The 26501-nt window shown below is 66.1% G+C and carries 22 protein-coding genes; 15 read left to right on the top strand and 7 right to left on the bottom strand.

Annotated elements, in window-relative coordinates:
* Positions 1-61: 61 nt before the first annotated feature.
* Complete coding sequence (locus RO07_RS20755; RefSeq protein WP_039405415.1) at positions 62-889, bottom strand: AraC family transcriptional regulator; 828 nt, start codon at positions 887-889, stop codon at positions 62-64.
* A gap of 92 nt (positions 890-981) precedes the next feature.
* On the opposite strand from RO07_RS20755, the gene RO07_RS20750 reads away from it, so the two are divergent.
* Positions 982-1599: an MSMEG_1061 family FMN-dependent PPOX-type flavoprotein gene (locus RO07_RS20750; RefSeq protein WP_039405413.1), complete on the top strand. Its 618-nt coding sequence runs from the start codon at positions 982-984 to the stop codon at positions 1597-1599.
* 23 nt (positions 1600-1622) lie between these two features.
* On the opposite strand, the gene RO07_RS20745 is transcribed toward RO07_RS20750, so the two are convergent.
* From RO07_RS20745 to RO07_RS20735, 3 genes are all read right to left on the bottom strand, one after another.
* On the bottom strand, positions 1623-2369 hold the full coding sequence (locus RO07_RS20745) for a FadR/GntR family transcriptional regulator (protein WP_115089050.1): 747 nt from the start codon (positions 2367-2369) through the stop codon (positions 1623-1625).
* A gap of 229 nt (positions 2370-2598) precedes the next feature.
* Positions 2599-3708, bottom strand: coding sequence for a porin (locus tag RO07_RS20740; protein WP_237171478.1), 1110 nt, complete (start codon positions 3706-3708; stop codon positions 2599-2601).
* A 160-nt stretch (positions 3709-3868) separates the two neighbouring features.
* The gene (locus RO07_RS20735) at positions 3869-5152 is read right to left on the bottom strand and encodes a glucarate dehydratase family protein (protein WP_039405405.1); all 1284 of its coding nucleotides are present in this window, start codon (positions 5150-5152) and stop codon (positions 3869-3871) included.
* 308 nt (positions 5153-5460) lie between these two features.
* On the opposite strand from RO07_RS20735, the gene RO07_RS20730 reads away from it, so the two are divergent.
* The 4 genes from RO07_RS20730 (at position 5461) to RO07_RS20715 (ending at position 9743) form a co-directional block, all read left to right on the top strand.
* On the top strand, positions 5461-6636 hold the full coding sequence (locus RO07_RS20730) for an ABC transporter substrate-binding protein (protein ID WP_039405403.1): 1176 nt from the start codon (positions 5461-5463) through the stop codon (positions 6634-6636).
* A gap of 163 nt (positions 6637-6799) precedes the next feature.
* Entirely contained in the window at positions 6800-7879 is a 1080-nt protein-coding gene (locus RO07_RS20725; RefSeq protein WP_039413108.1) for an ABC transporter ATP-binding protein, read from the top strand.
* On the top strand, positions 7876-8781 hold the full coding sequence (locus RO07_RS20720) for an ABC transporter permease (RefSeq protein ID WP_039405400.1): 906 nt from the start codon (positions 7876-7878) through the stop codon (positions 8779-8781). Before RO07_RS20725 ends, RO07_RS20720 begins: the two co-directional genes overlap by 4 nt.
* A gap of 89 nt (positions 8782-8870) precedes the next feature.
* Positions 8871-9743, top strand: a complete 873-nt coding sequence (locus RO07_RS20715) for an ABC transporter permease (protein WP_335645819.1) — start codon at positions 8871-8873, stop codon at positions 9741-9743.
* 78 nt (positions 9744-9821) lie between these two features.
* Here RO07_RS20715 and RO07_RS20710 read toward each other — a convergent pair whose 3' ends face one another.
* Positions 9822-10835: a cation diffusion facilitator family transporter gene (locus RO07_RS20710; RefSeq protein ID WP_039405398.1), complete on the bottom strand. Its 1014-nt coding sequence runs from the start codon at positions 10833-10835 to the stop codon at positions 9822-9824.
* 215 nt (positions 10836-11050) lie between these two features.
* Here RO07_RS20710 and RO07_RS20705 point away from each other — a divergent pair, with 215 nt between their 5' ends.
* The 9 genes from RO07_RS20705 (at position 11051) to RO07_RS20665 (ending at position 21903) form a co-directional block, all read left to right on the top strand.
* Positions 11051-11371 (top strand): DUF4148 domain-containing protein, encoded by a 321-nt coding sequence (locus RO07_RS20705; RefSeq protein WP_039405396.1) that lies wholly within the window; start codon positions 11051-11053, stop codon positions 11369-11371.
* A 144-nt stretch (positions 11372-11515) separates the two neighbouring features.
* Positions 11516-12820, top strand: a complete 1305-nt coding sequence (locus RO07_RS20700; RefSeq protein WP_052266761.1) for a TolC family protein — start codon at positions 11516-11518, stop codon at positions 12818-12820.
* An 8-nt stretch (positions 12821-12828) separates the two neighbouring features.
* Positions 12829-14118, top strand: a complete 1290-nt coding sequence (locus RO07_RS20695; RefSeq protein ID WP_084072734.1) for an efflux RND transporter periplasmic adaptor subunit — start codon at positions 12829-12831, stop codon at positions 14116-14118.
* Between the two features lie 17 nt (positions 14119-14135).
* Positions 14136-17339: an efflux RND transporter permease subunit gene (locus tag RO07_RS20690; protein ID WP_052266760.1), complete on the top strand. Its 3204-nt coding sequence runs from the start codon at positions 14136-14138 to the stop codon at positions 17337-17339.
* 61 nt (positions 17340-17400) lie between these two features.
* The gene (locus tag RO07_RS20685) at positions 17401-18093 is read left to right on the top strand and encodes a heavy metal response regulator transcription factor (RefSeq protein ID WP_039405394.1); all 693 of its coding nucleotides are present in this window, start codon (positions 17401-17403) and stop codon (positions 18091-18093) included.
* Between the two features lie 68 nt (positions 18094-18161).
* Complete coding sequence (locus tag RO07_RS20680) at positions 18162-19640, top strand: heavy metal sensor histidine kinase (protein ID WP_039405392.1); 1479 nt, start codon at positions 18162-18164, stop codon at positions 19638-19640.
* A 60-nt stretch (positions 19641-19700) separates the two neighbouring features.
* Complete coding sequence (locus RO07_RS20675) at positions 19701-20093, top strand: COG4315 family predicted lipoprotein (RefSeq protein ID WP_084072733.1); 393 nt, start codon at positions 19701-19703, stop codon at positions 20091-20093.
* Between the two features lie 230 nt (positions 20094-20323).
* Positions 20324-20914 carry an RNA polymerase sigma factor gene (locus tag RO07_RS20670; RefSeq protein WP_052266759.1) on the top strand — a complete coding sequence of 197 codons (591 nt, stop codon included), beginning with the start codon at positions 20324-20326 and terminating at the stop codon, positions 20912-20914.
* Positions 20914-21903: an anti-sigma factor family protein gene (locus RO07_RS20665; RefSeq protein WP_039405389.1), complete on the top strand. Its 990-nt coding sequence runs from the start codon at positions 20914-20916 to the stop codon at positions 21901-21903. The genes RO07_RS20670 and RO07_RS20665 overlap by 1 nt, the downstream gene beginning before the upstream one ends.
* Before the next feature lie 82 nt (positions 21904-21985).
* Here the strand turns inward: RO07_RS20665 and RO07_RS20660 are convergent, their stop codons facing one another.
* Together RO07_RS20660 and kdgD are read right to left on the bottom strand one after the other, a co-directional pair.
* Positions 21986-23560, bottom strand: coding sequence for an aldehyde dehydrogenase (NADP(+)) (locus tag RO07_RS20660; protein ID WP_039405386.1), 1575 nt, complete (start codon positions 23558-23560; stop codon positions 21986-21988).
* Positions 23561-23569: 9 nt separating this feature from the next.
* Positions 23570-24481 (bottom strand): 5-dehydro-4-deoxyglucarate dehydratase, encoded by a 912-nt coding sequence (gene kdgD / locus RO07_RS20655; protein WP_039405384.1) that lies wholly within the window; start codon positions 24479-24481, stop codon positions 23570-23572.
* A gap of 467 nt (positions 24482-24948) precedes the next feature.
* Here kdgD and garD point away from each other — a divergent pair, with 467 nt between their 5' ends.
* Positions 24949-26481, top strand: a complete 1533-nt coding sequence (garD, locus tag RO07_RS20650; RefSeq protein WP_052267435.1) for a galactarate dehydratase — start codon at positions 24949-24951, stop codon at positions 26479-26481.
* Positions 26482-26501: the final 20 nt, after the last annotated feature.

Here is a 26501-nt window from a genome sequence, read left to right as displayed (position 1 = left end):
GCGCTGCGTCCTGCGCACCCCGGGTCCCTGGCGCTTAGAAACCCGGATCAAGGCTTGCGGGTCATTCGGCGGTTTCGTCGAGCGCCAGTGCGGCTGTTGTGCCTGACGAAAAATACTTGCCGGGCGTGGTGTGGAACGTCCTGCGAAAGAGCGAGATGAAGGCACTCGCGTTGTCGTAACCGAGATCGAGCGCCACTGTCCCGACAGGTTGCCCGGACGCCAGCAACTCCAGCGCACGCAGCAGCCTCGCTCGCTGGCGCCATGCCGTGAACGTCAGTCCCGTCTCCTCCACGAACCGTCGGCTTACTGTGCGCGGCGCCGCGTTGGCCCAGGCAGCCCACTCGTCGAGCGTACGCGCATCGGCGGGATTGTCGACGAGGGCCGATGCGATGCGGCGCAGGCGCGTGTCGCCCGGCATGGGAAGACGGAACGTGTCCGCCGGGCTCATCGCGATCTCGTCGAGAATCACCCGCATGACGTTGGTCTGTACACGATCCGGCATCCCGATGGTCCACGGCGCGGCGCGCACCACAGCCTCGCGCAGCAGTCCCGAAACCTCGATGGCGCGCGGCTGCTCCGGCAGACCCGCGCATTTGTCGGGCCGTACGTACACCGCCCAGCCGAAGAAAGGTCCATGAGAAAACGCTGAGTGCGGATGATTGGGGGGGACCCAGACGGCGCGCGTCGTCGGAATCACCCAAGCGCCGAGACTGGTATGCACCGTCAGCAGGCCGGTGAACAGCCCGAGCAGTTGCCCCGAGGCGTGCCGATGCGTCTGCGACACGCGCGGCACGCTCTGTCGCCCGACCAGGGCAAGCAGCGGCGGATCGTTCTCACCCATGTGATGAACGCGCTCCATCTTCCGCTTCAGCGAATCGGGTAAATTCATGGCGTAATTGCGCTATTGAATGTCTGCAATAGTCTATCAGCGCCATCGGGGGCGGGGATATGCTCGGGCCGTGTTCATGAAGGAGCGTTCCCATGTCTCAACCCGACCATCCGACGGCGAATCTCGACGCGTTGTACGACCCGCCGTCGGAGACGATCGTCAAAGGCGTGATGTCCCGCCTGTTGCCGTTTCACACGGCGTATCTCGATGTCGCCACGTTCTTCTGTCTTGCGACCGGCGGCGCTCAAGGCCTCGATGCCTCGCCGCGCGGCGGCGCACCCGGTTTCGTCAAAGTGCTCGACGACAGGACCGTCGCGTTCGGCGACTGGCCCGGCAACAACCGTATCGCCTCGTTGCGCAATCTGACCGAGGACGATCGCGTCGGCATGCTGTTCCTGTTTCCGGGGCTGGAGGTGTTCATGCGCATCAACGGCCGTGCACGGATCTCCGTCGATGTGGACCTGCTCTCGAAGCTCAGGGAAGGCGAGCGCACGCCGAAAACCGCCATCGTCGTGACCCTCGACGAAGTGTTGTTTCACTGCGGCAAGGCCATCAACCGTGCGAAGCTGTGGCGGCCGGAGTCGCAGCTCGAGCGCAAGGCCGTACCGTCGATGGGCGATATGAAGGCGGCGCTCACGGGCGTGGACCCGTCGAAGGCGAGCGAGATCGACGCCGGATACTACCGCGCCGTGCGCGGCGATCTGTACTGAGACGGAAAGCGCGCGGAAGCGACTTACCCTTGCGCGCCGGCCGATTCCTGCGCGCGGCGCAGGCGCTCGCGGCTGTTAGTCAGGTGGGTGCGCATGGCGGCGCGGGCCGCTTCCGGGTCGCGTCGCGCAATGGCGTTGTAGATGTCCTCGTGCTCGCGGTTCACGCGATTCAGGTACGACACCTGATCGTCGTCGGCAAGTGCCGCGGAATTGACGCGCGTGCGCGGAATGATCGTATTGCCGAGCTGTTCGAGGATGTCGTGGAAATAGCGGTTGCCCGTCGCGCTCGCCACTTGCAGGTGGAACGCCACGTCGGCCGTGACGGCGTTGCCGGTGCGCTGCCGCACGTGCATCTCGAAATCGTCGAGCGCCTGGCGCATGAGCTTGAGTTGCGTGTCGGTGCGACGGTTCGCTGCCAGCCCGGCCGCCTCCGTCTCGAGCGAGATGCGCAACTCCAGGATCGCCATGACGTCGAGCATCGTCAGAATGCTGTTGGTGTCGACCTGCAGGGCATTCTCGCGCGGCGCTTCGAGCACGAACGTGCCGATGCCGTGACGTGTCTCCACCAGTTGCGCGGCCTGCAGGCGCGAAATCGCTTCGCGCACCACCGTGCGGCTCACGCCGAGACTTTCCATGATGGCCGACTCGGTCGGCAGCTTGTCGCCCGGCCGGAACGCGCCAGCGCGAATCTGCTCGGACAAGGCGCTCACGACCTCTTCCGTGAGGCTGCGAGACTTGCGGCGAGGGCGTGCGGGCAAGGGGCTGGTCATGGACATGGCGTCGATTGGAATGTGGGTGACGAAAAACGCCCTCAGTTTACCTTATCGACCGCGCGATACCTATCCATACATACGACAACCGATAAGAGTCGACTGCCAACGCCACATTCAATCCCGATGCGGCGCCGGCGGCCGAAGTACGGCTTCTCGCGACCACTCGTGACGACCGGACCGCCGCATGGGGCGGCGGTCCGGCAGGCTTGCTGTTTCGGGAAGGACGTCAGAAGTCGACGCGGATCCCCAGCATGCCGACGAACTGCGAACTCGTCGACGACGGCGTGCCGTTCTGCGAATCGCCCACGACCGGACCCGCGTTGATGATGCTCGCGGCGTTCGCGGAGAGCGACTTGCCATTGGCATGCTGCCACGCTTCGAGCGCATATAGCGACGTGCGCTTCGAGAGCGAATACACCTGGGCGAGCGAGATCTGATGATAGGTCGCCGCATCGGCGATGCCGTTGGACTTCGACGCGGCCGTGTAGCTGTACGCCGCCGCCAGTCGCCATTGCGGGGCGACGATCCACGACGCGTGCACGCCTGCCGTATTGAAGATGGCCGTGTCGTGGAACAGCGACGTCGCGCCCGGCTTGTACTGCACATTGCTGTAGGTCGCGCCCAGCGTCACGCTGCCGATGGTGTAGATGCCGGCGACCGCCATGTGCTGGAGCGCGTCGGCCGTAACATAGCCCTGGTTCACGGCGGACGTGCCGAACGAGCCCGTCGACGCACTGTTCCAGCTCGTGCCGCCACCGCCCACGTTGTTCATGCGCAGGTAGCCGGCCGCGATGGACAACGGCCCGCCGTCGTAGCGCAGGGCGCCGGAGTACATGTTGCCCTTGCTGAACGCGCCGGCCTGACCGCCGAAGCCGTATTGCACGCTGGCGGTCACGCCCCACAGCACCGGCGACGTATAGGTCACGGAGTTGTTGATGCGGATCGTCGTGTCGAGGCCGTCGATATCGCCCGGGTGCGCACCGGTCGCGCCGGTGACGTACGTCGTGGGCCCGATCGTGCCCACGAGCTGGTAATACGGCGTGTACTGGCGACCGATGGTCACGGTGCCGAGATTGTCGTTCTTCAGGCCGACGAATGCCTGACGGTTGAACATCACCCCCGACGTGCTGAACGCGCCGCTGTTGACGTCGAAACCGTTCTCGAGCTGGAACAGCGCCCGCGTGCCGCCGCCCAGATCCTCGGTGCCGCGCAGACCCCAGCGGCTGCCGGCGAGGTTGCCGTTGCGCAGATAGGTGTTCGACTTGCCGTTCTGGTTGCTGCTGTAAGTCAACGCATCGTCGACGATCCCGTACAGCGTCACGTTCGACTGCGCCATCGCCGGTACGGCGCCGGCAGCGAGACCGGCCAATACGAGCCCGGCAAACAGTGTCTTGTGTCTCACGACTTCTCCTCTTGTGATGTGTTTTCTTGTGATTCGATTAGTACACCGATGTAACAACGATGGCGCCGGCCCATGCGTGACGTCCGGCTGCCGGTCAGAAGCGAGGCGCCTTGCCGCTCCAGTCCGGCTGGTACTTGCGCATCTGCACTGCGTCGTTGCGGGTGCGCAGTCCGCAACGCAGGTATTGCTCGTGCAGTTTGGCCAACTGGTCGGGGTCGATCTCCAGCCCGAGGCCCGGCGCCTGGGTCACGGCGACCGCCCCGTTGCGAATGGCGATCTTGCCGCCGCGCACGACTTCCTCGTCGGGCGCTTGCCACGGGTAATGCGTGTCGCACGCGTACGACAGACGCGGCACGCTTGCGGCCAGATGGGTCATGGCCATCAGACTGATGCCGAGGTGGGAGTTGGAGTGCATCGACAGGCCGAGATCGAAGGTCTCGCACATGCGCGCGAGTAACTGCGTGTCGCGCAGGCCGCCCCAATAGTGGTGATCGGAGAGGACGATCTGGGCGCCACCCAGCCGCACGTTTTCTCGGAACTGGCGCAGGTCCGTCACGACCATGTTCGTTGCCAGCGGCATGCCGGTGGCGCGATGCAACGCCGCCATGCCTTCCAGGGTGGGCGTGGGATCCTCGTAGTATTCGAGATCGCCCGCGAGTTCGCGCCCCATCGCGATGGCGGTCGCGAGCGACCAGTTGCCGTTCGGATCGATGCGCAGCGGCTTGTCTGGAAACGCGCGCCTGAGGGCCTTGAGGCACTGCACTTCCTGCGCCGGTTCGAGCACGCCGGCCTTGAGCTTGATGCTGCCGAAGCCGTAGGTGTCGATCATCGTGCGGGCCTGGGCGACCAGTTGGTCGGCGTTCAACGTCTCGCCCCACGGGTCGACGGGATAGCCGCTCGCGGGCGCATCGATGTGCTGCGCGTACTTGAAGAACAGGTACGCGCTGTACTGCACTTCGTCGCGTACCGCGCCGCCGAGCAGTTCCACGAGCGGAATGCCGAGGTGGCGGGCCTGCAGGTCCAGGAACGGGACCTCGAACGCGGAGTAGATCTTCTCGGCGTCCTTGCGCGGGTCGGTGCCCGGCGCCAGCTCGTACTCGACGCGTTCGCCGCCGACCCCTCGTCGAACCACCGCCGCCACGCGCTCACGCAGGCCGTTCGTGTCGAACGGATCCATGCCGATCAGATGGGGACGGGTATTTTCAAGCAACGCGAGCACCGGGGCATCGCCGTATGTCTCCCCGAGTCCGACGTGACCGTTGTCGGTTTCGATCTCGATGATCGAGCGCAAGGCATACGGCTCGTGGATGCCCGCCGCATTGAGCAGGGGCGGGTCGCGAAAGGCAATCGGGGTGATCGTGATGCGCTGGATTTTCACGGCAACTTGTCCTGAGCCACCTTCGGCTCGAATGCCGAAGCGGCGATGGTATTAAGGCGTTTTTTTCAACTTTTACGTCATCGTATGACTTGGCGTAATTTAGGTGACGCACCAAGGATCCCTCTATCGGTGAAATCCCTGATCAAAGACACCTTGGTGGCGTAAAAACGCCAGGAATCGCCAGAAAAAACAACAATAGCTCGATCTCCTAGGGAAATCTCTGAGGCGATGCGGCCTGTCTCCCGATTGCAAATTCAACGTCTCAGTCATATGATGACTTACGAGAATTTCAACGTAGAGGAGACAGCATGGCCTTCAGCCGCAGGGGATTCTGGCAACGCACGCTTGGCGCAGTGGCATGTGCCGCCGTATTGGGGAGTGTCGCGACGGGCGCATACGCCGCGCCGGTCACGTTGAACATTGTGGATGTGGCGGGCAATCTGGCGCTCACGCAGAAGGGCTTCGAGGCCTTCCGCGACAAGTACCCGGATCTCGTCTCGAAGATCACCTTCACGAACGCACCCGCGCCGCAATTGCCGGGCAAGATCAAGGCCATGCAGGCCGCGGGGCGTTCCGATATCGACATCGTGCTGACCGGCACCGACGCACTCGCCGCCGGCATCCAGCAAAACCTCTGGCAACGTCTGCTGCCCGACTACGGCGAGAAACTGCCGGGCGTGCTCGACAAGTATTCGCCGAACGTCCGCGCGATGCAGGAGTTGTCGAAGGGCTATGGCCTGGCGGTGACGTACACGCCTGCCGGACCGCTGCTCGAATACAACCCGGCCAAGGTGAGCAATCCGCCCAAGACGGCCGCCGAACTGCTCGCGTGGTGCAAGGCGAATCCAGGCAAGCTGATCTATGCGCGTCCGGCCAACTCGGGCCCGGGGCGCGCGTTTCTGATGGGCCTGCCGTATCTGCTCGGCGACAAGGACCCGCATGATCCGGTCAAGGGCTGGGACAAGACATGGGCGTTCCTGAAGGAGCTCGACACCTGCATTCCGTATTACCCGGGGGGCACGTCGGCCGTCATGAAGGAACTGGGCGAAGGCAGCCGCGACATGACCGTGACCATGACCGGCTGGGACATCAATCCGCGCGCCCTCGGCGTGGTGCCGGCGAGCTTCAAGGTGCAGGCGTTCGAGAAGTTCACGTGGGTCAACGACGCCCACTTCATCGTGGTGCCCAAGGGCGTGCCGAAGGACAAGATGGAGGTCATCTTCAAGCTGATCAACTTCATGCTCGAACCGGCACAGCAGGCGCTCACGTACGACGACGGTTACTTCTATCCGGGCCCTGCCGTGAAGGACGTGCCGATCACCTCCGCGCCGGCAAAGAGCCAGGAAGTGATCGTCAAGTACGGCCGTCCGGAGTACAGGAAGCTCATCGCCGACTTCCCGCACGCCGTACCGCTCGATGCGGCCGCGATGGTCGCCGCCTTCCAGAAGTGGGATGTCGAAGTGGGAGCAAAGAAATCGAAGTAATGCAGTGCGGCGGCGTCGAGGTGACGCCGCGATGGGGTGCGGCGGCAACCGGAGCGATGCCGGTCATGGCAATTCGATGGGAATTGCGTGAACGGAACCGGTTGCCGTTGCGCCGCGAAGACCGGTGCGAATCGCGCCGGGTGAGCGTCTCAAGGGTTTCGTCATGAAGCACAACTTTCAGCAACTGCGCCTCGATCACGTGGCGCGCAGTTTCACCAACGCCGAAGGGCAGTCCGTGGCCGCGTTGAACGGCCTCGATCTGACCATCGAGCGGGGGGAATTCATCGCATTGCTCGGGCCGTCCGGCTGCGGCAAGTCCACCGCGCTCAATTGCATCGCGGGACTCACGCCGCTGACCGGCGGCGCGATCTGGCTCGACGACGAGCGCATCGACATCCTGCCGAGCGAGAAGCGCGGCTTCGGCATGGTTTTTCAGAACTACGCGCTGTTTCCGCACATGAGCGTGCTCGATAATGTGGGTTTCGGCCTGCGCATGCGCGGCGTGCCGCGCGCCGAGATCGAGGCGCGTGCTCGTGAAGCGTTGCAGCTCGTGCAGCTCGTCGGTCACGAGCGCAAGCTGCCGGGACAGCTTTCGGGCGGTCAGCAGCAGCGCGTGGCGATTGCGCGCGCCATCGTGATCGAGCCGCCGGTCGTGCTGATGGACGAACCGCTCTCCAACCTCGACGCGAAACTGCGCATCGAGATGCGCGCCGAGATTCGCCGCATCCACGGCAAGCTCGATCGCGCGACGATCTACGTCACGCACGATCAGGACGAGGCGCTGTCGATGGCCGACCGCATCGTGGTGATGAAGGAGGGCGTGGTGCAACAGATCGGCGCGCCGCGCGAAGTGTATGGCCGCCCGCGCAATCTGCACGTGGCGCGTTTCATGGGCTACCGCAACGTGCTCGACGTCTCGATCACGTCGGCGCAGGGCGATCACGCGCGTGTGTCGTGCGGCGGCGCGTCGTTCGATGGCGTGTTGATGGAGCCGCCCGGCGACGGCAATGTCAGCGTGGCGATCCGTCCGGACGACTTCGAGCGTGCGCAGGCGGCCAACGACAACGCCTTCGAAGTGGTCGTCGAGACGGTCGAGTACGGCGGCCGCGATTCGCTGCTGCGCGTCGCCTCGCCGTTCGGCCCGCTGTATGCGCGTCTGCCCGGCGACTACGCCGTGGGCGAGCGCGTCCCGCTGCACGTGCCGGCCGAGCGCACACTGGTGTATGCCGGAGAGCGCGCATGAGTGCCGCCGTTTCCTCCGCTTCCACCGCTTCCACCGCTTCCGCGCTCGCTCCGGCCGCGCGCTTCGATGGCCGGGGCTGGCTCGTCGCACCGGCGCTCGTGTGCCTGCTCGCGATGTTCGTGTACCCGTTCGCCTACGGCCTGTTCCTGTCGTTTCAGCCGATGGAAGGCGGCGTGCTCGCGAACTACCTCAAGTTCTTCTCCGAGCCGACGCTGTGGCCGACGGTGTTCATCACGCTCAAGCTCGCCGTGCCGGCGACGCTCATCAACGTGGGCGCCTCGATTCCGGCCGCGTTCGCATTGCGCCGAAGCTCGCGTGCGTCGAAGTTCGTGACGATGCTGCTGGTCGTGCCCGTCACGCTCGGCACCGTGCTCATCGCCGACGGCATGCTGACCTACTACGGTCCGAACGGCTGGTTCCCGCAGGCGCTGCACGCACTGCATCTGTACAGCGACGAAGTTCGCCTCACGCACAACTACTGGGGTGTGCTGATCTCGCTGGTGATCTCGGGCTTCCCGTTCGCGTTCCTGCTGATCCTGTCCTACGTGACCGGCATCGACCCGACGCTCGCGCGCGCCGCCGGCACGCTCGGCGCCGGACCCTGGCAGCAGTTCCGCCTGATCTATCTGCCGCTGCTGGTCCCAGGATTGACGATGGCGGCGTGTCTGTCGTTCGTGCAGGCCTTCTCGGTGTTCCCGTCCGCCGTGCTGCTCGGCGTGCCGGCAGGCGCGACGCGGGTGGTGTCGATTGCCGCGTATGAAGCGGCGTTCGAGAGCTATGACTATTCGCTCGCCTCGTGTGTCGCGATCGTGATGGGTTTCGTCCAGTTGCTGATCGTGGCGGGCATGCTCGGCGCACGCCGGGCGTTCTACAGCGGTCCGACCACGGGAGGTAAGGGATGAGCACCACAGACAAACCCGTGACCGGCACACTGGCCGCGCAGAACGGAGATTTCATGACGACGCCTTCGCCCCTGAGCCGTCCGGCGGCGATGCCCGCGGTATCGGCCAAGCGCACTCGCATGCGCCGCGAAGGCCCCGGCTCGCGCCTGTGGCGCGTGGTGGTGTGGGGCGCGATGCTCTTCTTCCTCGTGAACGTGGGGCTGATGATCGCCACCGTCGCGATGAACTCGTTCGCCACGCGCTGGTTCGGCACCCCGCTGCCTGAAGGTTTTACGCTGCACTGGTACGCGCAGGCATGGCGCGACTTCCAGCTCGCGGATGTGTTGTGGGTCACGCTCGAAGTCGTCGGCGCCGTGGTGCTGCTGTCGATCGCCCTGGGCGTGCCCGCGGCGTATGCGCTGGCACGGGCGCAGTTTCCGGGCAAGCGGCTCGCGATGCTCGTGTTCCTGCTGCCGCTGATGGTGCCGCCGGTCACCTACGGTATCCCGATGGCGACGGTGCTCTACAAGATCGGCCTGGGCGGCACGCTCGCGGGCGTGATCCTCGCGAACCTCGTGCCGTCGCTGCCGTTCGTGATTCTGGTGATGACGCCGTTCATCGAGCAGATCGACCCGAATCTCGAAGCCGCCGCCCGCATCTTCGGGGCCAACACGTTGAAGTACTTCCGTCACGTGTTGCTGCCGCTGCTGGTGCCGGGCATTCTCGCCGCGGGCCTGCTGGTGCTCGTGCGCACGATCGGCATGTTCGAGCTGACGTTCTTCACCGCGGGGCCCGACACGCAGACGCTGGTCGTGGCGCTCTACTACGCGGTGTTCTCGACCGGAGTGCGGGCGCCGCAATCCATCGACGCGATGGCGATGATCTACATGGCCATCACGCTGCTGTGGGTGCTGATCGCCCTCCAGTTCGTCAGCCCGACGCAGTTGGTGAGCCGCGTCAAGGAAGCGCCGAAGGGCGAGTGAGCCCGGCAGGTCGTTCGGCGTTCCCGGCGATCCCTGTCTTGTGTCTCCCGCGCCTCCTGCGCTAGGAGGCGTGTCCGGTCAGCACCGACCTTGCGGTCCGGTGCTGTCCGGGCACCCGTCTTCTTCCACCTGCACCGTGACGTGACCGACCGCGAAGCGCGTCGCCAGGCGCTGCTGCACGGCGATGACGGTGTCGCGCGTGCTGACGCCCGGCGCGGGACAGACGTGCAACGTCACCATGTGCCGCTCGCCGGTGATCGACCACGCATGAATGTGATGCGCGTTCCCGACCTCCGGCACGTTGGCTTCCAGATCCTGTTTGATCTCTTCCGAGCTGAGTTCGGCGGGTGCGCCTTCGAGCAGGATGTGCGCCGACGATTTGACGATGCCCCAGGCGCTCTTGAGGATGATGACCGCCACGAAGATCGACAGGATCGGGTCGATGGGCGTCCAGCCCGTGGCGAGAATCACGCACGCGGCCACGATGGCGGCGACCGATCCCAGCATGTCGCCCAGCACATGCAGCCACGCGCCGCGCATGTTGAGGTTGTCGCGGTTGCCGCCGTGCAGCACGGCGAACGCCGCGATGTTCGCGAGCAGGCCCGCGAACGCCACCACGAGCATGGGCATGCCGACGATCGGCACCGGCTCGTAAAAACGGCGGACGGCCTCGAAGACGATCCATGCCGCAATCACGAATAACGCGCAGCCGTTCACGAACGCGGCGAGCACTTCCAGTCGCTTGTAACCGTAAGAGAGCTGCAGGGTCGCCGGTCGCTTGCCATAGTGGATGGCGATCCAGCTGAACGCCAGTGCCGCCGCGTCGCTGACCATGTGACCCGCGTCCGCGAGCAGCGCGAGCGAGCCCGACAGCAGGCCGCCGACGATCTCCACCACCATGAACGCCGCGATCAATGCGAACGCGATGCCGATGCGCTTCTGATCGGTGACGCCGCCGGTATGACTGTGTCCGTGTCCATGACCGTGCCCATGGTCGTGACCGTGCGCGTGCGGTGGCTCGGCGCCGTGGTCCGTCGAGTGATCGTGGCGATGCGCGTCTTCGTTCGCAGGGTCGTGCGGAGCGTGGGTCATTGCAGTCCTCGCGCGGAATCGGTGTGCGGTGTGCTTGAACGACATGCTAACCGAGCGGACGGAAAACCGCTGCCGCCGCCAACATTGCAAAAATGTAATGCGGGTTTCATGTTGGTGTCGGGGCGCGCTTTTTACGATGGTACCCAACAGATCCGAGGGGCGAGCCGCCTCGCGGGTCTGGATTTTCCCGAGTCATCTTCAAAAGGGGTATCACCATGCAAAAGCGCCTTCTGCTCTCCACCGCCATCGCTCTGGGTGTGTTGTTCTCTGCTTCGGCGCAGGCCACCGCCCGTTACGACAACAACCTGCCGATGTTCCCGGGCGGTCCGTCCGGGAATCGTGCCGACGTCCAGGCGGAGCTCAATCAGGCCCATGCCGGCGGCGTGCCTGTGGCCTCGAGCCTCAAGGCGCTGCAAGCGACGCAGTCGCCCTCGCGCAAGACCCGTGAGCAAGTGCGCAAGGAGCTGGAAGAAGCCGCGGCGCAAGGGCTGCTGGACCAGCCAGACACCGTGTACCCGCGTTTGCTGACCGACTGAGCCGTTGCGCCGGCTGGCGACAGCGTCACGCAGCGATTCGTCGCTTGCGGGGCGTCGCGAGGCGAGCCGCTTCTCCATTGATTCCCCTGTCACGCCGTCGAGGGCACCGGCCGTCCGGCATCAGGGGAGAACCGCGTCCTTTTCATGAAGAACCTGATCCTTGCGATGTGCGTGGCGTTCGGCGCGGCCGGTGCGAGCAGCGTCGTCCACGCCGGGGCGTCCGCGCCAGCATCCCAGGCCGGTCCGGACCTGACGCTCGCGCAGGCCATGCGGCTGGCACTCGAAAACAATACCGCCCTTCGGCTCGCGCGCCGCGAAATCGACGCGCAATCCGGTGCGCTCATGCAGGCGGGCGCACGCCCCAATCCCGAGTTCTCCGTGATGCAGGAGAATTTTCGCAGCACGTCGCGCACGACCACGGCGCAGCTCTCGCAACCGATCGAGCTCGCGGGCAAGCGTCACTATCGCGTCGAAGCCGGCGAGGCGGCGCAGCGCGTGGCCACGCTCGATATGCAGACCAGCGAGGCCACCGTGCGCAGCGAAGTCGTGGCGCGCTACTTCGAGACGCTGGCGGCGGCCGAACTGGTGAAGCTCTCGGCCGAGACCGCGAAGATCGCGCAGGAGACGCACGCTGCCGCGCAGCGCCGTGTGCAGGCGGGCAAGGTCTCGCCGGTCGACGAAGGCCGCGCGCGCATCGCCGCCGACAACGCGCAGATCGAGCTTTCCACGGCCGAGGCCGCGCTCAGGCGCGCCCGCGCCCGTCTGTCGCAGGCGATCGGCATTGGCGAGGCGGAACTGCCGCGGCAACTGTCGGGCGACCTCGACGCATTGCCTCAACTGCCGCCGTGGGCATCGCTCGTCGGTGCGCTGGAAGGCACCCCCGCACTGCGGGCGGCGAGCGAAGAGATCAATCGGCGCAGCGCGCTCGCCCGGCTCGAGAGTGCGCAGCGTGTGCCGGACGTGAGTGTGACGTTCGGGCTCAAGCGGGTGACGGACGGCGGCCGGACCGACAATCAGGCCGTCGTCGGACTCTCGATTCCGTTGCCGATATTCGACACGCGTCGGGGCGCGAGCATGGAAGCCGCGCAGCGTGCCGAGATGGCGCGCGACGCTTATGTCGGCGTGCGTCGGCAACAGCAGGCCACGCTGCAAGGCGCCTACGCCGAATACACCGCGACGCGCGAGGCGACCTTGCGTCTGCGCGACCAGATCCTGCCACAGGCGCAAAGCGCCTACGACGCCACTCGCCGGGGGTTCCTGCTCGGCAAGTTCGGCTTCCTCGACGTGCTCGACGCGCAGCGCACGCTCTCGCAAGCCCGCTCCCAATACATCACCTCGGCGGCGAGCGCCTATGGCGCCTACGCGACCGTGAGCCTCGCCGTGGGGGGCAGCGTCGACGGTGTCGCGCTCCTGTCGTCCGAAAAAATACTGCAACCGTTTGCTCAGTGAGGAATCCCGTGCAACGAGCCAAGAAATTGTTTGCCATCGGCGCGGTGCTCGCGCTGTGTATCGGCGTAGGTGCCAGTCTCATTCGAACCGAGCGGTCCGGCGCGTCCGAGCCGAGCGCCGCATCGTCGGCCAGGGAGGCGAGACCTCACGACGACCATGCGGACCACGCGGACGAAAGCGCGAAGGCGGGGAAGGACGGCGAGAGCGGCGGAAAGACGGGCGACGACCACGCCGACGGAAAACACGTCGATGAAAAGCACGACGAAGAAGGGCTGGTGAGTCTGACGGCGGCCCAGCAGACGGCCGCCGGCATCGAGATCAGGACGGCCGGCGAGGCACGCATCGGCGAGTCGATCGAACTGCCGGGCGAAGTGCGCTTCAACGAAGACCGCACCGGACACATCGTGCCGCGCGTGGCGGGTGTGGTCGAGCGCGTGAATGTGAGTCTTGGCCAGCAGGTCAAGCGGGGCGACGTCCTGGCCGTGCTCTCCAGCCCACAGGTCTCGGAGCAGCGCGCGGAGTGGCTGACGGCGCGGGAGCGTCGCACCGTCGCGTTGAAGACCTTCGAGCGCGAAAAGATGCTGTGGGAGGAGAAGATCTCCGCCGAGCAGGATTTCATCCAGGCGCAGCAGGCGCTGCGCGAGGCCGACATCGCCGTGCGCAACGCGCGCCAGAAGCTCAACGCCGTGGGCGCCGGTACGGACTCGGGCGAGGGACTGAACCGGTTTGAGCTGCGCGCACCGTTCGACGGCACGGTCGTGGAAAAGCACGCGGCGCTCGGCGAGGCGGTGACCGAGGCCACGAACCTGTTCACCATTTCGGATCTGAAGACCGTCTGGGCGGAGATCGCCGTGCCGGCGCAAGCCCTCGGCGTGGTGCGCGTCGGCACGCCCGTCGAGGTGCGCGCGAGCGCGTTCGACTCGAAGGCGAAAGGCACCATTGCGTATGTCGGGTCGCTGCTGGGTGAGCAGACGCGTACGGCCAAGGCGCGCGTGACGCTGCAGAATCCGGACACGACGTGGCGTCCCGGCATCTTCGTGAACGTCTCGCTGGGGACGAACGAGGTGAAGGTGCCGGTGGCCGTTGCCGCCGACGCCGTGCAGACCGTGGAAGGGCGCCCCGTCGTCTTCGTGAAGACGGCCGAAGGGTTCGTCGCCACGCCCGTCGAGACCGGCCGCCGCGACGGCGTTGCCGTCGAGATCGTTAGGGGCCTCGACTCGGGCACGCCATATGTCGCGGCCAACAGCTTCGTGCTCAAGGCGGAACTCGGCAAGAGCACCGCCGAGCATAGCCACTGATCGCCGGGGACCGACGCATGTTCGAAAGAATCATTCAGTGCTCGATCCAGCATCGCTGGCTGATGCTTGTCGTCACGCTCGCGGTGGCCGTGGCGGGCGTGTTCGCCTATCAGCGCCTGCCGATCGACGCCGTGCCCGACATCACCAACGTCCAGGTGCAGATCAACACCAACGTTCCCGGCTACTCGCCGCTCGAGGCGGAGCAGCGCGTCACGTTTCCCATCGAGTCCGCGATGTCGGGCCTGCCGGGACTGGAGCAGACCCGCTCGATGTCGCGTTACGGGCTTTCGCAAGTCACCGTCATCTTCAAGGACGGCACGGATATCTATTTCGCCCGGCAACTGGTGAACGAGCGCATCGGGCAGGCCAAGGAGAAGCTGCCCGCGGGCATCAATCCGGAGATGGGCCCGATCTCCACGGGGCTTGGTGAAATCTATCTCTGGACCGTGGAAGCGGCGCCCGACGCGCGCAAGCCGGACGGCACGCCCTACACGCCCACCGACCTGCGCGAAATCCAGGACTGGGTCATCAAGCCGCAGTTGCGCAACGTGCCGGGCGTCACGGAGATCAACACGATCGGCGGTTTCGCCAAGGAGTATCAGGTTGCGCCCGATCCCGCGCGACTTATCGCCTATGGCCTGACGCTGGCCGAAGTCGTGCAGGCGCTGGAGCGCAACAACGCGAACGTGGGTGCGGGCTACATCGAGCGCGGCGGCGAGCAATACCTCATTCGCGTGCCGGCGCAGGTGCGCAACACCGACGACATCGGTAACGTGGTGCTCAAGAACGTCAACGGCGTGGCGGTCAAGGTCAGGGATGTCGCGGAGGTGACGATCGGGCGGGAGCTGCGCACGGGCGCGGCGACGGAGAACGGTCGCGAGGTCGTGCTCGGCACCGTGTTCATGCTCATCGGCGAGAACAGCCGGACCGTCTCGCACGCCGTGTCGCAGAAGATGGTGGCGATCAACAAGACGCTGCCGCCGGGCGTTTCCGCCGTGCCTGTCTACGACCGCACGGCGCTCGTCGAGAAGGCCATCGCCACCGTCAAGAAGAACCTGCTCGAAGGCGCGGCGCTCGTCATCGCCATCCTTTTCCTGTTCCTCGGCAACCTGCGCGCGGCGTTGATCACCGCGCTGGTGATTCCGCTGGCGATGCTGATGACCTTTACCGGCATGGCCGCCACGCGCGTGAGCGCGAACCTGATGAGTCTCGGTGCGCTCGACTTCGGCATCATCGTCGACGGCGCCGTCGTGATCGTGGAGAACTGCGTGCGGCGTCTCGCCCACGCGCAACACGCGCTCGGGCGGCCGCTCACGCTGCGCGAGCGGCTGGCGGAAGTGTTCTCCGCCGCGCGCGAGGCGCGCCGACCGCTGCTGTTCGGTCAGGCCATCATCATGGTCGTGTATGTGCCGATCTTTGCGCTCACGGGTGTGGAAGGGAAGATGTTCCACCCGATGGCGATGACGGTGGTCATGGCGCTTGCCGCCGCGATGGTGCTTTCGGTGACGTTCATTCCCGCGGCCGTGGCGGCCTTCATCGGCAATCGCGTCTCGGAGAAAGAGAATCGCATGATGGGGTTTGCGCGCCGCGTCTACGAGCCTGCACTCGAATGGGCGCTCGCCCATGGCCGTACAGTGATCGCCGGCGCCAGCGCGACGGTGCTGCTCACGTTTGCGCTCGGCACGCGCCTGGGCAGCGAGTTCATGCCGAACCTCAACGAAGGCGATCTCTCCATTCAGGCGTTGCGGATCCCGGGCACGAGTCTCACGCAATCGGTGCAGATGCAGCAGCAACTGGAGAAAGCGCTCGTAGCGCAACTGCCCGAGGTCGAGCGGGTGTTCGCGAGAACCGGGACGGCGGAAGTGGCGTCGGACCCGATGCCGCCGAACATCTCCGACGGCTACATCATGCTCAAGCCGAAGTCGGCCTGGCCGGACCCGGGCAAGTCGCGCGAGCAACTGATCGAGGAAGTCACGCGCATTGCCCAGTCGATTCCCGGCAGCAACTACGAGTTCTCGCAGCCGATCCAGCTACGTTTCAACGAACTGATTTCGGGCGTGCGCAGCGACGTCGCCGTGAAGGTGTTCGGCGACGACATGAACGTGCTGAACGAGGTGGCCAATCGCATCGGCGCGCGGCTGCAGACGGTCAACGGTGCGACGGAGGTGAAGGTCGAGCAGACGTCGGGCCTGCCCATGCTGACGATCAACGTCGATCGCGCGAAGATCGCGCGCTACGGCGTGAACGTCGCCGACGTGCAGGACACCGTGGCGGCGGCGCTCGGCGGGCAGACGGCCGGCACGCTGTTCCAGGGCGATCGACGCTTCAGCATCGTCGTGCGTCTGCCGGATGCGTTGCGCGAGAACATCGACGCGATTCGCCGTCTGCCGATCGCCTTGCCTCGCGGCGAAACGACGAACCCCGACGGCACGGCCGTGCGCGCAGCCTTCATTCCGTTGTCGGAGGTCGCGACGCTCGATCTTGCGCCGGGCCCCAACCAGATCAGCCGCGAAGACGGCAAACGCCGGATCGTGGTGAGCGCCAACGTTCGTGGCCGCGACCTCGGATCGTTCGTCGAGGACGCGCGCGCCGAAATCGACAAGGTCGCGATCCCGGCGGGCTACTGGACGGCGTGGGGCGGGCAGTTCGAGCAGCTGCAATCGGCGTCGAAACGTCTGAAGATCGTCGTGCCGGTGGCGTTGCTGCTGGTGTTCGGGCTGCTGTTCGCCATGTTCAACAACGTGCGTGACGGCCTCGTCGTCTTCACCGGCATTCCTTTCGCGCTCAGCGGCGGCCTCGTGGCGCTGTGGCTGCGTGGCATCCCGCTGTCGATCACGGCAGCCGTCGGTTTCATCGCACTGTCGGGTGTGGCGGTCCTCAACGGCCTGGTCTTGATATCCTTTATACGCAATTTGCGTGAAAACGGGCAGCCGCTCGACGCCGCGGTGCGCGATGGCGCGCTGACCCGGCTGCGTCCGGTGCTGATGACGGCGCTGGTGGCGTCGCTCGGCTTCGTGCCGATGGCCATCGCGACAGGCACGGGCGCCGAGGTGCAGCGTCCCCTGGCGACCGTGGTCATCGGCGGCATTCTGTCGTCGACCGCGCTCACGCTGCTGGTGCTGCCGGTGCTGTATCGGAGGGTCTGCCAGCGCGACGAGCAGGGCGGCAATGGTCGATGGGCGGCAATGCTTGCATGGATCGCGCGCCGGCGCCGTGTCTGAGCGGGGCGCGCCGCGGATCGGGCGAAGACCGATTGGAGAGGACTGGGGCTGGGGAGAGGACATGCGGATCCTGGTGATCGAGGATGAATACAAGACGAGTCAGTACCTGAAGAAGGGGTTGACCGAGGCCGGGTACGTCGTCGATGTGGCGAACGACGGCACTGACGGCCTGCACCTGGCCGTGACCGGCGCCTACGATCTCGTCGTGCTCGACGTCATGCTGCCGGGCAAGGACGGCTGGCAGGTGCTGGCCGAACTGCGCGCACAGCAGCACACGGCCGTCCTGTTCCTGACCGCCCGCGACGATCTCGGCGACCGTGTGCGAGGACTAGATCTCGGCGCGGACGACTACATGACCAAGCCGTTCGCCTTTGCGGAGCTGCTTGCGCGCGTGCGCACGATCCTGCGGCGCGGGCGCACGCGCGAGCCCGACGTGCTCAGGGTCGGCGATCTCGAACTGAACCTGCTTGGACACAAGGCGACGCGTCAGGGCGTCAGCATCGCACTTACCGCCAAGGAATTCCTGCTGCTCGCGTTGCTGATGCGCAGGCAGGGCGAAATTCTGCCCAGAAGCCTGATCGCGTCGCAGGTATGGGACGTCAATTTCGACAGCGACACGAACATCGTCGACGTGACCATGCGACGCCTGCGCGCGAAGATCGACGAGCCCTTCGAGCCCAAGCTGATTCACACCGTCAGAGGCATGGGTTACGTGCTCGAACTTCGCGATCCGCCCGCGGCGCTGCCGTCATGAGCGCCACGACGTCATCCCGGCCGACACCGACCGCTTCACTCCCCTGGCGTTGGCGTCGCGCACGATCGTTGCGCGCCCGCCTCACGCTGTTCGTCGCGGGCTGCATGTTCACGGTGCTGGCGTTGATGGCGACATATCAGTACTTCGCGCTGGCCGAGCAATTGCGCGCGCGTGCGCATCAGGATCTGCTGGGCACCGTCAACGCGCTTCGCTCGGAATTGAGCGGCATCACCTCGAAGGCGCAGATCGGCGCCGATCCACGCCGCTGGTACGACGCGACGCACGGGCATCAGAATCTCGATTTCGCCGTGCTGGACGTGGACGGCAAGACGTTGATCGCGAGTCGCGGCTATCGCCCGCCCGTGGCGGCGCTGTCGCGCGTGAGCAGCGACAAGGTGCCGGACGAGCGCGACGTGCAGAAGGTCGCCAACGCCGAGCTCGGTGTGCGGTTGCGTTATATCGCGGCCGACGGCGTTATCGGTGTCGGGGGCGCCCGGGGGGCAGAAAGCCGTCCCGGCGCCCACGTGACCCTCGTCGTGCAGCTCGATCCGCGCGATCAGGTGAATGTGCTGGCGGGCTTCGCACTGACGGCGGTCGTCGCGCAGATCATCGGCACGCTGATCGTCGGCGCCATGGCGTACTGGCTCGTGACGCTCGGACTCAAGCCGTTGCGACAGCTCACCCATGCGGCCGAGCAGGTGTCGAGCGAGCGAATGAGCACGCCGCTGGCCGAGGACGATACGCCGGCGGAACTGCGCGACCTCTCGCATGCGTTCAACCGGATGCTCGCGCGCCTGAACGAGTCGTTCACGCGGCTCTCGCAGTTTTCCTCGGATCTGGCACACGACATCCGCACGCCGATATCGAACCTCATGGGCGAAGCGCAGGTCGCGCTTTCGCGCGATCGGACGCCGGCCGAATACAAGGCCGTGCTGGAGTCGAGCGTCGAGGAGTGCGAGCGGCTTTCGCACATGATCTCGTCGATGCTCTTTCTCGCGCGCACGGAGTCCGCTCATACGGAGATCCGGCGCGAGTCGACGGCGCTCGAGGCCATTGCCGGGGCGCTGGCGGACGACTTTTCTCCGATGGCCGAAGACGCGGGGCTGACGCTCGACGTTCAAGGCCGCGCGTCGGCGCAGGTCGATCGCGGACTGGTGCGCCGGGCGCTGTCGAATGTGCTCGGCAATGCGATCCGGCACGCGCGCCGGGGTTCGGTCATCACCATCCGCTGCGTTCCGGCGCCGGGCTGGGGCGAAGTGCAGGTGCACAACGCGTGCGACGCGGGCAACGCGATCGCGCCCGAGCACCTGCCGCGCATCTTCGACCGACTGTACCGGGTCGATCCGTCGCGGCATATCGACGGCGATCCGCGCAGCGGTGGCACGGGCCTCGGTCTGGCCATCGTCAAATCGATCATGGCGCTGCATGGCGGCACGGTCACGGCGCGCAGCGACGCGCTCGAAGGGACGGTCTTCGTGCTGCGCTTCCCGGCGATCGCGCCGGCCGGTCCAGAGGCGTCGAAAATATTTTCGAAAAGGACGGAATAAAGGCCGTCGGCCAAACGTTCTGAGAGTGTCGACCCCGACATATCACTCAGGAGCCACGCCATGAATCAACGCCAATCGATGTCTGCCGTCCTCACTTCGCTGGTCGCCGCCGCAGGTCTTTTCGCCGCCGCCGCGGCCCATGCGGAAAGCCCGCTCAAGGCCGCCGGCGGCATGCTCGTCGACAGCCAGAACCGCACCGTCTATACGTTCGACAAGGATGTGGCAGGCAGCGGCAAGAGCGCCTGCAACGGCCCGTGCGCCGAACTGTGGCCGCCCGTGATGGCTCCGGCCGGTGCGAAGGCCGAAGGCGACTACACGATCGTCACGCGCGACGACGGCAAGATGCAGTGGGCCTACAAGGGCAAGCCGGTGTACCTGTTCAAGAACGACGCGGCCGCCGGCGACAAGAAGGGCGACGGCTTCAAGGACGTGTGGCACGTCGTCAAGCCCTGACTTGATGCAACGCGCGGGACATTGCGCGGGACATAGCGCAGGAAGCGAGCAAGGGCACGAGGGGCGAGAGGATGCGGACGGGCTGGCAGGCCGGGCGGCGTAATGCAAGTCGTGCACGGAGTGCAAACTCGCAGCGGCTCAGTATAATTTCGCGGCAACCGCCGGCGATTCGCGTCGGCGAGGCTTCGGACGGGCTCGCCATTGCGCACCCTCCGCCAGGAAATTCGCCGATGACCGGTCAGGATTTACCCAGCTTGCTTCCGGGCTTGCTACCACGCCTCTGGGCGTTCTCGCTGCGCATTGCCGGAGACCGCCACGACGCCGAGGATCTCGTGCAACGCGCCTGCGTGCATGCGCTGGAGCGCGAGCACCAGTGGCAACCGGGCACCTCGGCGTTGAGCTGGATGTATCGCATCATGCACACCACGTGGATCGACGAGATTCGCGCGCGCCGCGTCCGTTTGCGTGGCAGCCTCGCGTGGGACGACGCCGATGTCGAAACCGTTCCCGATCTCCATGCGTCCACACCCGAAGACCTGGTGAGCTACCACCAGGTCTTCGGCGCGGTCGATCGTCTGCCCGAAGCGCAGCGCCTCGTGATGCTGCTCGTGGCGGTCGAAGGGCTGAGCTATCAGGAGGCCGCGCTGGTGCTCGACGTGCCGGTCGGTACCGTCATGAGTCGCCTGTCGCGGGCGCGTCGCACGATCGGCGACCAGTTCCGCAACCCTGAAGCCAGGCCCCATCACAATGTCGGCGAAGACCGCAACGGACGCATTGACGGCGTCGATCCGGCCACCGGCGCACGTGGGGAGGACGCGTGATGAACGAAGACGATATCCGCCTGCTCGCGTACGTCGACGATGAACTGCCCGTCGAACAGCGGGCCGAGGTGGAAGCCGCCATCGCGGCATCGCCCGATCTGGCCGATGTCGTCGCGTCGCTGCGCGCCTCGCGTCTGCCGTATCGCGAGACGTTCGCGGCGCAGGCGATGCCGGCGCTGCCCGAGCGCCTCGTCGCGAATATCGATGCGCTGCTTCGCACGCATGCGCAGCAACGGACCGATGCGGCGCATGCGATCGGCGTCGCAATGGATGTGAAGGCGCCGAATGTGCCTGGCGCTCGCGTCGACGGTGTCTACGGCGCCCCGGCGGCGAATGACGGTTCGACCGGCCGACGCGTGCGTGCATGGTGGCTCGCCGCCGCATTCGCGGCTGGCGTGGCGGCAAGCGCCGTCGCGTTGCCCGTGCTGTCTTCGCTGCCCAATGTGATGCACGGGGCGGGCGGAGGCGAAGGGAGCCTTGCGAGTGCATCCGCTGCGCCGCCGAAGTCACCTCAAGGGGTGACGTGGGTGCGCGCGGCCGCCGAATACCAGCAGATGTACGTGCGGGACACGGTCGCGTCGCTGCGCGTGGACGAGAACGATACGGAACGCACCGTGACCGGCATTCGTCGCGATGACAAGCTCGACATCCGCGTGCCGGACCTGCGCGCGCAAGGCTTGATGTTCAAGCGCGTGCAGCGCCTGCGTTGGCAGGATCGCGCGCTCGTGCAGATGGTCTATCTGCCGGAGCATGGCGATCCCGTCGCGCTGTGTCTGGTGCACGACGCACGTCCCGATCAGGGCGTGACCGAGCAGCGGATCGAGCAAATGGGCGTGGTGACGTGGCGCAAGGCGCAGATCGGCTACGCGTTGATCGGCGCGCCGGGTTCGGTCGATCTCAAGGCCGTGGCGAGGGAACTGGCCGACGGGCCTGTCACACCGCTCTACGGTTTGCTGATGGAGACGGATCGACGGACGCCGGCGTCCTGATCGATCGCCGCGCGCATTTCATCGAACCATGACAAACGCCCTCGATGCGAGGGCGTTTGTCTTTGCTGCCTCGTGCGTGAGGTCAGGCTTGCGAGAGTTCGCCGTCGCGCAGGCGCCAGAGGCCGAGCGGATTGCCTTCGCGCAGTGCATCGGGTAATAGCGAATCGGGCAGGTCCTGATAGCAAACCGGACGCAGGAACCGGTCGATGGCGGTCGCACCGACCGACGTGAACATGGCGTTCGACGTCGCGGGGAATGGGCCGCCGTGCACCATCGCATGACACACTTCGACGCCGGTCGGGAAACCGTTGGCGAGAATGCGTCCGGCGCGCCGCTCCAGGCTCGGCAACAGGCGCCGCGCCGTGTCGGTGTCGCTCGCGTCGAGCTGCAACGTTGCGGTGAGCTGACCTTCGAGCCGTTCGGTGATGGCGATCATTTCGTCGACCGTGTCGCATGCGATCACGACCGAGGACGGGCCGAAGACTTCATCGTGCAGCACCGGGTTGGCGAGAAACTCGGCCGCCGTCGTGCGAAAGAGCGCTGCCTGTCCCTGACAACCCGCCCCTGCCTGACCACGGCCGAGCAGCGTCACGCCGGCTTCGTTTTCCAGGCGCGCGACACCCTTGCCGTACGCCTGGTGAATCCCTGGCGTGAGCATGGTGCCCGCCGCCTTGGCGGCGAGCGCTTCGGTGGCCGTGCGGCAGAAGCGCTCGAGCGCGTCGCCCGCGAGGCCGAGCACGAGCCCAGGATTCGTGCAGAACTGACCCACGCCGAGTGTGAGCGATTCGACGAAGCCGCGCGCGATGGCGTCGCCCCGGGCGGTCAACGCATCGGGCAGCACGTAGACCGGATTGATGCTGCTCATCTCGGCATAGACGGGGATCGGCACCGCACGCGCCTGGGCGATGCGTTGCAGCGCCAGGCCACCCGTGCGCGAGCCGGTGAAGCCGACCGCGGCAATGGCCGGATGCGCGACAAGCGCTTCGCCCACGGCACGCTCGCCGACGAGCAGCGAGAACACCCCTTCGGGCAATCCCTGCTGTTGCACCGCCGAACGCACGGCGCGCGCGACAAGCTCCGACGTACCGAGATGCGCCGAGTGCGCCTTGACGATGACGGGACAGCCGGCGGCGAACGCCGATGCCGTATCGCCACCCGCGACCGAGAACGCGAGCGGGAAGTTGCTTGCCCCGAACACCGCGACGGGGCCGAGTCCGATCTTCGCGAGACGCAGATCGCTGCGCGGCAGGGGTTCACGTGCGGGTTGCGCGGGGTCGATGGCCGCGTCGAGGAAATGGCCGTCGCGCACGACACGGGCGAACATGCGCAACTGGCCGACGGTGCGGGCGCGCTCGCCTTGCAGACGCGCCACGGGCAGCCCCGTCTCGGCATGCGCGCGCTCGATGAGTCCGTCGCCCAGGTCGAGGATCGCTTGCGCGACGGCCTCCAGGAAGGCGGCGCGCGTGGCGAGCGGCAGGGCGCGGAACGGGTCGAACGCCGCACGGGCCAGTTCGCAGGCACGCTCGACGTCCTGCGCCGTGCCCGCACCGAAGGTCGGCGTCAGCGGTTCGCCGCGCGCCGGGTCGAACGCTTCGAGCGTTCCGGCACCGCCGCGCACGTCGGCGCGGCCAATCAACATCTCACCGGTGATCTGCATGGGCGCCCCTTAGCCTTCGACCTTCTTGATGAGCGCGTCGAGCGCTTCGAGCTCGGCCGGCAGCAGATCGGTCAGCGGCGCGCGCACCGGACCGGCGTCGTGCCCGACGAGCTTCGCGCCTGCCTTCACGATGCTCACGGCGTAGCCCGCGCGGCGATTGCGGATCTCGAGATAGGGCAGGAAGAACGTATCGAGCAGATGGCCCATCGTGTCCTGATCGTTCTCGCACACGGCGCGGTAGAACTTCATCGCCGTCTTCGGGATGAAGTTGAAGACGGCCGACGAGTAGACCGGCACGCCCAGCGCGCGATACGCCGCGGCATAGACTTCGGCCGTCGGCAGGCCGCCCAGATACGAGAAGCGATCGCCCATGCGGCGACGGATCTGCACCATGCGCTCGATGTCGCCCACGCCGTCCTTGAAGCCGATCAGGTTCGGGCATTTCTCCGCGAGGCGCTCCAGTTCGTCCGCGCCGAGCTTCGAATTGGCGCGGTTGTAGACGATCACGCCGATATTCACCGAACGGCACACCTGTTCGACGTGCGCGGCAATGCCGTCGAGACTCGCTTCCGTCAGGTAGTGAGGCATCAGCAGAATGCCCTTGGCGCCCAGACGCTCGGCTTCCTGCGCGTATTCGATGGCCAGGCGCGTCGGCCCGCCCGCGCCCGCCAGAATGGGCACCTTGCCCGCACACGTGTCGACCGCCGTCTTGATCACGGCGCTGTAGTCCTGCGGCGTGAGCGAGAAGAATTCGCCCGTGCCGCCCGCCGCGAAGAGCGCCGTCGCGCCGAACGGTGCCAGCCATTCCAGACGTGCCGCATAGCTGCGCGCGTTGAAGTCGCCATTGGCATGAAAGTCTGTCACGGGGAAAGACAACAAGCCGTCGGAGACGATCTGCTTGAGTTCTTGAGGTGCGGTCATTTCCAGAGTTCCTGTCGGCCCGCGGGGCCGGATTCGATGATTGAAGAAGGCGCTCAACCAGCGCTCGGCGCTTAGTTATATGTCATCGTATAACATGTCATTCGAGCGGACAAGGGGTCAGCGGATCGAATGGCAGTGGGATAAACCCGCAAGAGCCGGGGAAAGTCACAAACCGGGAGTTTTGCCGAGGCGGCGGAAACCCTGTGAGGCCGCGCATCGGAACGAATCTAGATGTATGATGACGCATAAGTGATGGGTGGTTGAGCGAATATCAACGACGCCCGCTGAATTGCGACGGATCGCCCGTGACGGCACGGGCGACATCGTTCGTTTATCGTCGAGAAAAGTGCAGAGGAGCGAGCAACATGGCAGCAACGACGCCGAAGGGCGATTCAGGTGGTCCGAACGGTAAGGATGCGGTGGCCGGGGCCGTTGTCACGAGGCCGGACACGCCACGCTACATTCGGATGCAGCCAGGGGACAACGTCGCCATCGTCGTGAACGATGGCGGTCTGCCCGCAGGCAGCCGCTTCGCGGACGGGCTGACGCTCGTCGACACGGTGCCGCAGGGCCACAAGGTCGCGCTGACCGATCTGGCGCAGGGCGCGCCGGTGATTCGCTACGGCGTGGTGATCGGCTACGCGGCCCGCGCGCTGCACGCCGGCAGTTGGGTCAACGAGCGGAATCTGGCGATGCCCGAGGCGCCGTCGCTCGACCGTCTGCCCATCGCCAACAAGGTGCCCGCCGCACTGCCGCCGCTCGAGGGCTTTACGTTCGAGGGCTATCGCAATGCCGACGGTTCGGTCGGCACGCGCAACATTCTCGCGATCACGACCACCGTGCAATGTGTGGCGGGCGTGGTCGAGTTCGCCGTCAAGCGGATCAAGGAGACGTTGCTGCCGCAGTATCCGAATGTCGACGACGTCGTGGCGCTCGAGCACACCTACGGTTGCGGCGTGGCCATCGATGCGCCGGACGCCGTGGTGCCGATCCGCACGCTGCGCAACATCGCAACGAATCCGAACTTCGGCGGCGAAGTGATGGTGGTGAGTCTGGGCTGCGAGAAGCTGCAGCCGGAGCGGCTGCTGCCCGCGGGCAGCATTCCCATCGGCAGCGCGGACGCGCAAGGCAAGCCCGACACCGTGTGCCTGCAGGACGAAGCGCACGTCGGTTTCCTGTCGATGATCGACTCGATACTCGCGACCGCGCGCGTGCATCTCGAGCGGCTCAACGCGCGCCGTCGCGAGACGGTGCCGGCGTCGGAGCTCGTGGTCGGCGTGCAGTGCGGCGGCAGCGATGCGTTCTCCGGCGTGACGGCCAACCCTGCCGTGGGCTTCGCCACGGATCTGCTCGTGCGCACGGGCGCGACGGTCATGTTCTCCGAGGTCACCGAGGTGCGCGACGGCATCGATCAACTGACCTCGCGCGCGGCAACGCCGGAAGTGGCCCAGGCGATGATTCGCGAGATGGCGTGGTACGACGCCTATCTCGAACGCGGTCGCGTGGACCGCAGCGCGAACACGACGCCGGGCAACAAGCGCGGCGGTCTGTCGAACATCGTCGAGAAAGCGATGGGGTCGATCGTGAAGTCGGGTTCGGGGCCGATCCATGGCGTGGTCTCGCCCGGCGACAAGCTCGATCGTACGCGCCAGCGTGGGCTGATCTACGCCGCGACGCCCGCCAGCGACTTCATCTGCGGCACGCTGCAACTGGCGGCCGGCATCAACCTGCACGTCTTCACGACCGGACGCGGCACGCCGTACGGACTGGCCGAAGTGCCGGTGATCAAGGTGGCGACGCGCTCGGATCTTGCGCGCCGCTGGCACGATCTGATGGACGTCGATGCGGGACGCATCGCCACGGGCGAGGCCACCATCGAGGACGTCGGCTGGCAGCTCTTCCATCTGATGCTCGCCGTGGCGAGCGGCGAAAAGACCTGGGCCGAGCGTTGGGGTCTGCACAACGCGCTTACGCTGTTCAACCCTGCACCGGTGACTTGAGGCAGGCGCGCGGTTCGGCG

Origin of the sequence: Pandoraea pulmonicola (assembly GCF_000815105.2) — a bacterium.
In the GTDB taxonomy this organism is placed as follows: domain Bacteria; phylum Pseudomonadota; class Gammaproteobacteria; order Burkholderiales; family Burkholderiaceae; genus Pandoraea; species Pandoraea pulmonicola.
The sequence above is the reverse complement of the archived record's forward strand: the minus strand, read 5'-3'. Positions and strand labels throughout refer to the sequence as shown.

Bases quoted from the DNA above. Each gene is read 5' to 3' on its own strand.
- RO07_RS20755 (WP_039405415.1), bottom strand. From the start codon at position 889: ATGAATTTACCCGATTCGCTGAAGCGGAAGATGGAGCGCGTTCATCAC.
- RO07_RS20750 (WP_039405413.1), top strand. From the start codon at position 982: ATGTCTCAACCCGACCATCCGACGGCGAATCTCGACGCGTTGTACGAC.
- RO07_RS20745 (WP_115089050.1), bottom strand. From the start codon at position 2,369: ATGACCAGCCCCTTGCCCGCACGCCCTCGCCGCAAGTCTCGCAGCCTC.
- RO07_RS20740 (WP_237171478.1), bottom strand. From the start codon at position 3,708: ATGGCGCAGTCGAACGTGACGCTGTACGGGATCGTCGACGATGCGTTG.
- RO07_RS20730 (WP_039405403.1), top strand. From the start codon at position 5,461: ATGGCCTTCAGCCGCAGGGGATTCTGGCAACGCACGCTTGGCGCAGTG.
- RO07_RS20725 (WP_039413108.1), top strand. From the start codon at position 6,800: ATGAAGCACAACTTTCAGCAACTGCGCCTCGATCACGTGGCGCGCAGT.
- RO07_RS20720 (WP_039405400.1), top strand. From the start codon at position 7,876: ATGAGTGCCGCCGTTTCCTCCGCTTCCACCGCTTCCACCGCTTCCGCG.
- RO07_RS20715 (WP_335645819.1), top strand. From the start codon at position 8,871: ATGCCCGCGGTATCGGCCAAGCGCACTCGCATGCGCCGCGAAGGCCCC.
- RO07_RS20710 (WP_039405398.1), bottom strand. From the start codon at position 10,835: ATGACCCACGCTCCGCACGACCCTGCGAACGAAGACGCGCATCGCCAC.
- RO07_RS20705 (WP_039405396.1), top strand. From the start codon at position 11,051: ATGCAAAAGCGCCTTCTGCTCTCCACCGCCATCGCTCTGGGTGTGTTG.
- RO07_RS20700 (WP_052266761.1), top strand. From the start codon at position 11,516: ATGAAGAACCTGATCCTTGCGATGTGCGTGGCGTTCGGCGCGGCCGGT.
- RO07_RS20690 (WP_052266760.1), top strand. From the start codon at position 14,136: ATGTTCGAAAGAATCATTCAGTGCTCGATCCAGCATCGCTGGCTGATG.
- RO07_RS20685 (WP_039405394.1), top strand. From the start codon at position 17,401: ATGCGGATCCTGGTGATCGAGGATGAATACAAGACGAGTCAGTACCTG.
- RO07_RS20675 (WP_084072733.1), top strand. From the start codon at position 19,701: ATGAATCAACGCCAATCGATGTCTGCCGTCCTCACTTCGCTGGTCGCC.
- RO07_RS20670 (WP_052266759.1), top strand. From the start codon at position 20,324: ATGACCGGTCAGGATTTACCCAGCTTGCTTCCGGGCTTGCTACCACGC.
- RO07_RS20665 (WP_039405389.1), top strand. From the start codon at position 20,914: ATGAACGAAGACGATATCCGCCTGCTCGCGTACGTCGACGATGAACTG.
- RO07_RS20660 (WP_039405386.1), bottom strand. From the start codon at position 23,560: ATGCAGATCACCGGTGAGATGTTGATTGGCCGCGCCGACGTGCGCGGC.
- kdgD (WP_039405384.1), bottom strand. From the start codon at position 24,481: ATGACCGCACCTCAAGAACTCAAGCAGATCGTCTCCGACGGCTTGTTG.
- garD (WP_052267435.1), top strand. From the start codon at position 24,949: ATGCAGCCAGGGGACAACGTCGCCATCGTCGTGAACGATGGCGGTCTG.